Here is an 8,105-nt window from a genome sequence, read left to right as displayed (position 1 = left end):
ATGCAACAAAGCCATCCCAGTGTCACGCACTGAGATCTGATGGGCCAAAATCACAATGTTCGTACAGTTATGCATTTGTTGTGCAAATTACCTTTGCAAACAAATGTTCGTACAGCTGTGTGTCACACACTTTGCTTCAATATTTGCACATTAGCCACTCCCTTGAACAGATACGATAAATTAGCTTTAGGTAAGCTATAAGCTTTTATGAAATCTTTGGGTGCGTGCTGTGAAGTTTTATAAATTTTAGTCTTGCTGTCACTTTGTATAAAGGTGTTTTTTCACTCACATCTTTCGAAGTTGTAGCCATGTTTAACAACTTTAAGTAGAATATTGTAGCATTTTGAAAATCTGAAAGTTTATCTAGAATAACAGCTAAATTATAAGTATAAAAAATATTGTTTTCATCGAGGGAAATAGCAGTTATCATATACTCTTTACCTTTTACATAATCCTCCTTTTTCATATAGATCAGACCTAAATTTGCTAATAAAGGAGCATAATTTTTATGTATATCATACAATTTTAACATTTCACTCAACGCCAGATCAGGATCATATTGTGAGATTATCGTCAGAAAATTTTTTAATATGTAAGGGTTACTAGGGTGTTCTTTTAACAGTCTTGTGTAAATCTCTACAGCTTTTTTGTATTCTTTATTAGCGTAATAAATATTTCCCAATCCAATTAAAGCATTTTTATGATAAGGAAACTTTGCGATAATCTGATTAAGGAGAGAAATAGCTGCTTCATTATCTCCTGATTCAAAGGAATCTTTTGCTTTTTTTAAAGTAGAGTATATGTCAAAACTCTTGCCAGAATTCTGCGAAATTTTGATATTAAATTTGTCACTTTTTCTCTCAATAACATCAAGATCTTTATATTTTTTATCAGCTTTTATATGCTTGACAACACTATCGAAGGCCTTTTGTATCTCCAAATTTTCACTAGCATAGGTAACAGAAGACCTCCATAAAATCACAACGCAAATTAACATGCAGATAAACATAGGTCCTAGTGTTGTGGCATTGGCTGCAGCGTGTAACCAGTAAACCTTATTTCTTTGAGCTATGCGTAACACATTACAAATTCATAAATGCTAAATTACCTATCTCATACAATAATAAAGATATTATTAATTAGCGGGACGAACATGCTGTGTAGCTTTTCAGAATGCATTTATCTTTTGTCTTCCATATTTCGCTTTATTTCCACAAAAATGCTTCAATTTATCTTAACATTTTGTCAACTACCTTTGTAGATTTAAAAGGGCATTTTTACATATTCCATATGGCTGCCAGTTGCACTCCTCACATGCGTACTCGAATTTCTTTAAAGACATTTTCTCCCTAATCTTTTTTACTGCCTCATTCCAAGTTAAAGTCTCGCCAATTTTAATTCCTAAAATTTCCATATGCCTTCTATCTAGCTCTAAAACTTTAGCTTGTGTGGTGCATTTACCTTGTTTAGTCTGATTTGGACAAGCACTACAGATATTATCAAGGTTACCAACTACTTCGATTTGAGTACTAATTACTTTGCTTGCTATCCTTTTATAATTTTCTACAAAACCCTGAGAATACCCATATCCCCGAAACGCGAGGGTGCACATGAAATGATGAGGGCGGAATTTTATCATTTTTTCAAATATTGCAAAGCTGCTACAAGTAGAAAAATTTTTACCAAACCAGGAAGGATAAATGGTAAAACACCCACCATTATTGCTTGTCCCAGACCCAAGTAAACAGCAAGCCAACTAACACCACAAATAAAGATTACAACTGTACCAGCCAGACAACTTAAAGAGTTACACACAAATGATTTATATTTAGGGTTCAGTAATTCATTTACTTTGCTCATTACCACAACAGCAGCTAAACAGCCAATTAAATATCCACCGGTTGGTCCAAGAAGAGCGTGATAACCACCAGAAAATTTCGCAAGAACAGGCAATCCTGCTGCAACAAGTGATAGATATGTAAGCACAGAATAGAATGCTGTTCTGCGGTTAAATTTAAGCCCAATAAGCATTACTCCTAAAGTTTGCAATGTGATAGGCACAGGCTGCAATGGTATACTTATTTGAGCCATCAAGAATAAAAGTAAAACGCAAGACAATATTTCAGCCAGTGTTGATCTGCTGCTAGATTGTGTTATAAACATACCTTCCCAATAAAAATAACTTATTAAATGTAGTATATGTGTATGAGAGGTTTTGCAATTTAAATTTTGCTTATATTGTGCTACAATGAATTATTTATGCACTATTAAATTAAAAATGATGAGTAAACAAGATCTATTATCGTTGATGAAAGCAAGACACAGCGGACGTTCATACGATCCTACAAGAGCAATATCTCAGGAAGACATGGATATTTTAATGGAAGCTGTAAGGCTGACTCCCTCATGTTTTGGTGATGAACCTTGGAGATATGTGATATGCAACAAACAGAACAATCAAAGCGCATGGGAGAAGCTGCTAAATTGCCTTGATGAATCTAATCAAAAATGGGCAAAAGATGCACAAGTGTTAATCATATCTTTAAGTGCTAAAAACTTCCGTAAACAAGGTAAAGGAGAAAATCTTTGGGCTAATCATGATACTGGTGCAGCAAATTATGGACTTATGTTACAAGCTGCAGTTATGAACTTAATGGCCCATCAAATGGGTGGATTTAGTAGAGATAAAATAGTGAAAGAGTTCAATATACCCAATGACTTTAACGTAATGTCAGTGATAGCGGTTGGTTACGAAGAAGAGGGTGCTGAAACAAGTAAGAAGAAAAGAAGACCAATAGAAGAAATATTTTTTTATGATGAGTGGCCAAAATTCTGAAAATTTTATCAAAATGCACGGCACTGGTAACAATTTCGTTATCATAGACTCACGTTCAACAAACAATTTAGACTGGAACCATAGACAAATTGCTGATCAAAGCAGTTGTGATCAAGTGATAATTATAACAATGTCTAATGCTGCAGACTGTTTTATGCATATCTATAATGCCGATGGCAGTCGAGCTGAAATGTGCGGAAACGCAGCACGCTGTGTTGGATATTTGATAATGTCAGAAAAAGGTGCTGAATACTCCATTATTGAGCTAACAAGCAAACGCATTTTAGAGTGTTTTAAAGTGGGTGATAAATCCATAAAGGTTAACATGGGTAAACCTTTGCTAAAATGGCATGAAATTCCCTTGTCTACTGAGTGTGACACTCTTCACTTACCTATAGAGCTTGAAATGCTAAAAGATCCTGTTGCAGTAAATATTGGCAATCCTCACATAGTTTTTTTTGTTGATAACATAAGTGAAATACCATTGCGAAATTTAGGACCAAAGCTAGAAAATCACGCATTATTTCCTCGGAAAATTAATGTTAGTATTGCACAAGTTGAAAAGTCTGGAGAAATAGCTTTAAGAGTTTGGGAAAGAGGTACAGGCATTACTGCATCATGCGGTAGTGCAGCCTGTGCAGCACTTGTTGCATCCACACTACGTGGATATCTGTTTGCCCAACAGACTTCAGTAAATTTACCAGGAGGCAAGTTATTAATCGAATGGGCAAATAACGTATTCATGACCGGTGATATAGGGTTTTTGTGACCCTAATTCTAGTGATGCATTACTTCCAATACCTTCTTACCAATTACTGCAGGGGTTTCAGCAATTGCAATTCCAGCGCTCCGCATAACTTCTAGTTTTGCACCAGCACTTCCACCGCTGGAAGAGATGATTGCTCCAGCGTGTCCCATACGTCTTCCTGGAGGTGCCGTTTGGCCTGCTACAAAACCAACGATTGGCTTTTTAGTTTTTTCTGTTTTTACAAAATGTGATACATCTTCTTCTTCGTTTCCACCTATTTCACCAATAACTACAATACCATGAGTATCGTCATCTTTTAAAAAGAGCTCCATACAGTCAACAAATGTCATACCATGAACTGGATCTCCCCCAATTCCGATACATGTGGATTGACCAAGACCAACAGCGGTTGTTTGTGCTACTGCCTCGTAAGTTAAAGTTCCGGAGCGAGACATAATTCCTATGTGTCCACGCTTATGGATATGGCCAGGCATAATTCCTATTTTGCATTCTTCAGGTGTAATAATTCCCGGGCAGTTGGGACCAATCAATCGACTTTTTGAGCCGATAAGCGCACGCTTAACTTTCACCATATCAAGTATAGGAATGCCCTCTGTAATACAAATTATCAATTCTATTTTTGCATCTATTGCTTCAAGTATTGCAGCAGCAGCAAATTTAGCAGGTACATATATAACTGTAGCATTTGCACCGGTTTTTTCTTTGGCTTCTGCTACAGTATTAAAAACCGGTAAATTAAGGTGAGTGCTCCCACCCTTTCCAGGAGTTACACCTCCCACCATTTTCGTTCCGTAATCAATTGCTTGCTCTGAATGAAATGTGCCTTGTGCACCAGTAAAACCCTGGCATATTAATCTTGTATCTCTGTTTACTAAAACGGACATGCTTTATTTTACCTCTTTTACTATCTTTTGCGCAGCTTCATCTAGCTCATCTGCAGCAATAATATTTAATCCTGACTCTTCTAAAATTTTTTTTCCTTCTTCAAAATTAGTACCTGATAATCTAACCACTAGAGGAACTTTAATGCTCATTTCTTTTGCAGCCGCAACAATTCCACTTGCGATAATATCGCAACGCATTATACCACCAAATATGTTAACCAGAATTCCTTTTACGTTGCTATCAGACAATATGATTTTAAATGCTTCAGTTACAGTTTCTTTACTCGCTCCACCACCAACATCCAAAAAGTTAGCAGGCTCTGCTCCGTAGTATTTTATTATATCCATTGTTGCCATAGCAAGACCTGCACCATTTACCATGCAACCAATACTGCCATCCATTTTGATGTAACTGAGCCCATACTTTGAAGCCTCTATCTCTTCTTTCACTTCCTCATCATAATCACGAAGTTCCATAATTTCTGGGTGACGATATAAAGCATTATCATCGAAATTAATTTTTGCATCGAGCGCAATAAAATCTCCAGAATTTGTTTTAACCAGTGGATTAATTTCAATTTGGCTCGCATCAGTTGCAATAAGCGCATCATATATTTTTTTTGCAATGTTCGATATCTTTTCTATTTGTTCTGGACTCAAATGAAAACTGCTGCTTAACTTGCTGCTATCAAAACTTGTAGCAGGATCAATATCAAATTTCACAATTTTTGCAGGAGAATTTTTTGCCACTTCTTCGATGTCCACTCCACCTTCTGAGGAAAATATGAATATTGGCCTACTGAGCTTCGGGTCGATTACCAGGCTTAAATAATACTCTTCCTTAATGCTTGAGGCTTCTTCAACGTACACTTTTCTTACTTGCTGCCCGCTTGGCCCTGTTTGATGAGTAACTAAAGTCATACCAATCATGTCCTTTACAAACTGTTGAGCTTCTTCAACTGACTTTGCTAGCTTTACGCCACCGGCTTTACCCCTACCACCTGCATGAATTTGAGCTTTAACTACAAACACGTCAGATTTTAATTGACTCACTTGAGTCTTTACTTCTTCTGCAGATGTAGCAACAAAACCTTTTGGCACTGGGACATTAAATTTATGCAAAACTTCTTTCGCTTGATATTCGTGAATATTCATAAAATAACCAATGATAAACTATTAACTTGAGTACAAACTACCAACCATAACGTTGCCTTCTGCACTCTTGTTGGTACCTCTTTTTTTTAGCTTCAGCTTTCTTTTTAGCTCTTTTTTCTGATTTTTTTTCATGATATTGTTTTTTCATTTTCAACCCTCTTCCTTCCTTTTGAATTGTTTTTTTCAATACTGGAAGAGCTCTGTCTACATCACCATAATGGACTGATACTTCTATCAAACTCTATACCTCCTTCGGTAATCATTTCAAAATCTATTTGTAAATTAGAAAATTAGCATTGTCAATTATTTTATAAACTTGAGCGTTAAAATGTAATATGCCATAATTCACATGGTAAATAATGTCACTCCAGTGTCAGCTACTTGCTTACTGATGGAGATTGCTCTTATGTTACAGCGTTCTTACAATTATACCAACATCGGGGCGGAGAGATTTGAACTCCCGACCCTTTGGTCCCAAACCAAATGCGCTACCAGGCTGCGCTACGCCCCGACTTCTTTACTCAGAGTATCAATAACTCAGGCAAAATGCAAGATTCATTTGTTTACTTTAGAAAAAATATAATATGAGATTTAATATTATCTTAGAATATGTTTTTTATTAGCTCCTCTTTAACAACAGACTGCTTCGTAGAAAGTCTACAGGGTTTTTGTGCGCGCAACACTGAACCAGATTTCTTTATGACCCAAACCTTAGCCATATTTAAAAATCTAGCTACACCAATTGGTGAAAGTGAGTGCAGCAACTACAGCAGTATCGACCCTTAAAATTCTTTTTCCTAGACTCAATTTTTGACAAAACTTATCGGCAAGATCAAGTTCATAAGATGAAAAACCACCTTCAGGACCAACAATAATAGCAACATTTTTTTTGCCTTTCAGCACTTTGTCAGCTTTACCTGCTTCATCACACAAAACAAAATTTTTACTTTGGGAATCAGGTAACTCACAAAAGTTAATAGGAGGCAAAATCTCTGGTATACTTATCCTACCTGATTGTTCCGCTGCTTCGATTGCTTGTAATTTTGCTCTACTTAGGTTAATATTTTTTACCACTGTACGTTCTGTTGAAATAAATTGAATGCAGATTACTCCCATTTCAGTTGCCTGTCTTACTATGTTGTTCAAAGCAGCACTTTTTACCATGGCACAATACAGGTATAAATTTTCCTCATATTGCTGTTGTTTAGTGCATTCTTTGGGTGTAACTTCTGTCAATTTACGCGATATATTCACTACTTCTCCTAACCATTCTCCATCTTTTCCATTAAAAAGAGAGAGATTATCATACTTCTTAAGCCGCATTACATTGCAAATATAGTGACTTTGTTGTGGATTAAGTGCTAAACTCACGCCTTGTGATAAAGCTTCTTCAACATAGAGCCTAATTTTTCCCATTCAAAACCTTAATTATATTCCACTTGAGTGACTCTTACGGGATTTGAACCCGTGTTACCACCGTGAAAGGGTGGTGTCCTAACCACTAGACGAAAGAGTCAACTTGAATCTAACTAGGTTATATCGATTACACATATAAAGTCAATTCAATTATTTTGAATCACATAGTTAGAGGGATATATCAGTAATCTTATATCGACAGCCTCCTATTACTCCATGCTCAATACTCACTGAACCTATCTCAGATTTAGGAGCTAATTCTAATTGTTGTTCAACTTTTGTATCGGAATCATAGCCAGAATCGTAGCCAGAATCTCTACGCTCATATTTCTGCCTTATTTCTTCTACACTAAAGCCAGCCTTGGTCTTAATTTTTTGATCATTAGTCTGTTGCTGACTTATCGACTTATTAGCACTTAGCTCATTTAGCTTCACTTGCCAATCATTCACTTTATCTTGCACTAACCCATGGCAAGTTCCAGAATTAGCTTTTATGTCTTTTGCTTTTCTTTCTGCTCTTTTCTTGGACAAATCTACCCTAGCATAAATAGGTTCTGACGACTGTTCTGGCTCTTTCTGTTTTAGGCTAGTAGGCTTTTTTGTTCTGAAAGATCATCTATAGTGCAATAAATAGGTTCTTCTGATATACTCAAATAACCACTATCTTCCAATGATAAATTTTCAGTGGATTTTTTATGTGAATCATATATTTCAGCATAAATAGATTCTTCTGATACACTCAAATAACCATTCTCCCCTAATGAGTTACTAACCTTAGCATCATACACCTCAGCGTAAATTGGCTCTTTTGGAGGCAAAGCATCATAATTAGTGCTCTTTGGCTCATATTCAGAGGTTCTAGAAGGTTTTTGTTGTATAGCTTCAACATTCAAATCATCTGTAGAATAATACTCTGCGCCTTTTCCTAGTAAAAAGGAAACTGTGGGGTGAAGAATTATCTCTGCTGGTAAGTTTTTCTCAGAACCTGTTAAGGATCTCGAAAGTATGAGGTAAAATAAGCATAGTTAAGAAAGAGGTATATCTA

At 36.1% G+C, this 8,105-nt stretch carries 11 protein-coding genes and 2 tRNA genes; 2 read left to right on the top strand and 11 right to left on the bottom strand.

Going from position 1 to position 8,105, the window contains the following annotated elements; translation table 11 throughout:
- Positions 1-205 precede the first annotated feature (205 nt).
- The 3 genes from OZD61_RS03065 to OZD61_RS03055 all read right to left on the bottom strand — a co-directional run bounded on the left by OZD61_RS03065 (position 206) and on the right by OZD61_RS03055 (position 2,163).
- Positions 206-1,081 carry a tetratricopeptide repeat protein gene (locus OZD61_RS03065; RefSeq protein WP_274979804.1) on the bottom strand — a complete coding sequence of 292 codons (876 nt, stop codon included), beginning with the start codon at positions 1,079-1,081 and terminating at the stop codon, positions 206-208.
- Between the two features lie 168 nt (positions 1,082-1,249).
- The gene (locus tag OZD61_RS03060) at positions 1,250-1,639 is read right to left on the bottom strand and encodes a DUF1284 domain-containing protein (RefSeq protein ID WP_274979803.1); all 390 of its coding nucleotides are present in this window, start codon (positions 1,637-1,639) and stop codon (positions 1,250-1,252) included.
- Entirely contained in the window at positions 1,636-2,163 is a 528-nt protein-coding gene (locus tag OZD61_RS03055; protein WP_274979802.1) for a biotin transporter BioY, read from the bottom strand. The genes OZD61_RS03060 and OZD61_RS03055 overlap by 4 nt, the downstream gene beginning before the upstream one ends.
- Positions 2,164-2,248: 85 nt before the next feature.
- Between OZD61_RS03055 and OZD61_RS03050 the strand changes: the two genes are divergently transcribed.
- Together OZD61_RS03050 and dapF are read left to right on the top strand one after the other, a co-directional pair.
- Positions 2,249-2,836, top strand: coding sequence for a nitroreductase family protein (locus OZD61_RS03050; protein WP_274979801.1), 588 nt, complete (start codon positions 2,249-2,251; stop codon positions 2,834-2,836).
- Positions 2,817-3,605, top strand: coding sequence for a diaminopimelate epimerase (gene dapF, locus OZD61_RS03045; protein WP_274979805.1), 789 nt, complete (start codon positions 2,817-2,819; stop codon positions 3,603-3,605). Before OZD61_RS03050 ends, dapF begins: the two co-directional genes overlap by 20 nt.
- 8 nt (positions 3,606-3,613) lie before the next feature.
- On the opposite strand, the gene sucD is transcribed toward dapF, so the two are convergent.
- The 8 genes from sucD to OZD61_RS03005 form a co-directional block, all read right to left on the bottom strand.
- The gene (gene sucD, locus OZD61_RS03040; RefSeq protein ID WP_274979799.1) at positions 3,614-4,489 is read right to left on the bottom strand and encodes a succinate--CoA ligase subunit alpha; all 876 of its coding nucleotides are present in this window, start codon (positions 4,487-4,489) and stop codon (positions 3,614-3,616) included.
- 3 nt (positions 4,490-4,492) lie between these two features.
- The gene (gene sucC / locus OZD61_RS03035) at positions 4,493-5,644 is read right to left on the bottom strand and encodes an ADP-forming succinate--CoA ligase subunit beta (protein WP_274979798.1); all 1,152 of its coding nucleotides are present in this window, start codon (positions 5,642-5,644) and stop codon (positions 4,493-4,495) included.
- Positions 5,645-5,681: 37 nt separating this feature from the next.
- On the bottom strand, positions 5,682-5,882 hold the full coding sequence (rpsU, locus tag OZD61_RS03030; protein WP_006279819.1) for a 30S ribosomal protein S21: 201 nt from the start codon (positions 5,880-5,882) through the stop codon (positions 5,682-5,684).
- 199 nt (positions 5,883-6,081) lie between these two features.
- Positions 6,082-6,155, bottom strand: a tRNA-Pro gene (locus OZD61_RS03025).
- 218 nt (positions 6,156-6,373) lie between these two features.
- Positions 6,374-7,060 (bottom strand): 16S rRNA (uracil(1498)-N(3))-methyltransferase, encoded by a 687-nt coding sequence (locus OZD61_RS03020; RefSeq protein ID WP_274979797.1) that lies wholly within the window; start codon positions 7,058-7,060, stop codon positions 6,374-6,376.
- A 28-nt stretch (positions 7,061-7,088) separates the two neighbouring features.
- A tRNA-Glu gene (locus tag OZD61_RS03015) sits at positions 7,089-7,160 on the bottom strand.
- Positions 7,161-7,228: 68 nt separating this feature from the next.
- The gene (locus OZD61_RS03010) at positions 7,229-7,591 is read right to left on the bottom strand and encodes a hypothetical protein (protein WP_223823129.1); all 363 of its coding nucleotides are present in this window, start codon (positions 7,589-7,591) and stop codon (positions 7,229-7,231) included.
- A gap of 50 nt (positions 7,592-7,641) precedes the next feature.
- The gene (locus tag OZD61_RS03005) at positions 7,642-7,953 is read right to left on the bottom strand and encodes a hypothetical protein (protein WP_274979796.1); all 312 of its coding nucleotides are present in this window, start codon (positions 7,951-7,953) and stop codon (positions 7,642-7,644) included.
- Positions 7,954-8,105 lie beyond the last annotated feature (152 nt).

The sequence above is a fragment of the Wolbachia endosymbiont of Drosophila bocki genome, assembly GCF_028982005.1.
In the GTDB taxonomy this organism is placed as follows: Bacteria; Pseudomonadota; Alphaproteobacteria; order Rickettsiales; family Anaplasmataceae; genus Wolbachia; species Wolbachia pipientis.
Note: the sequence above shows the minus strand (reverse complement) of the source record. Positions and strands in the feature narration are given on the sequence as shown.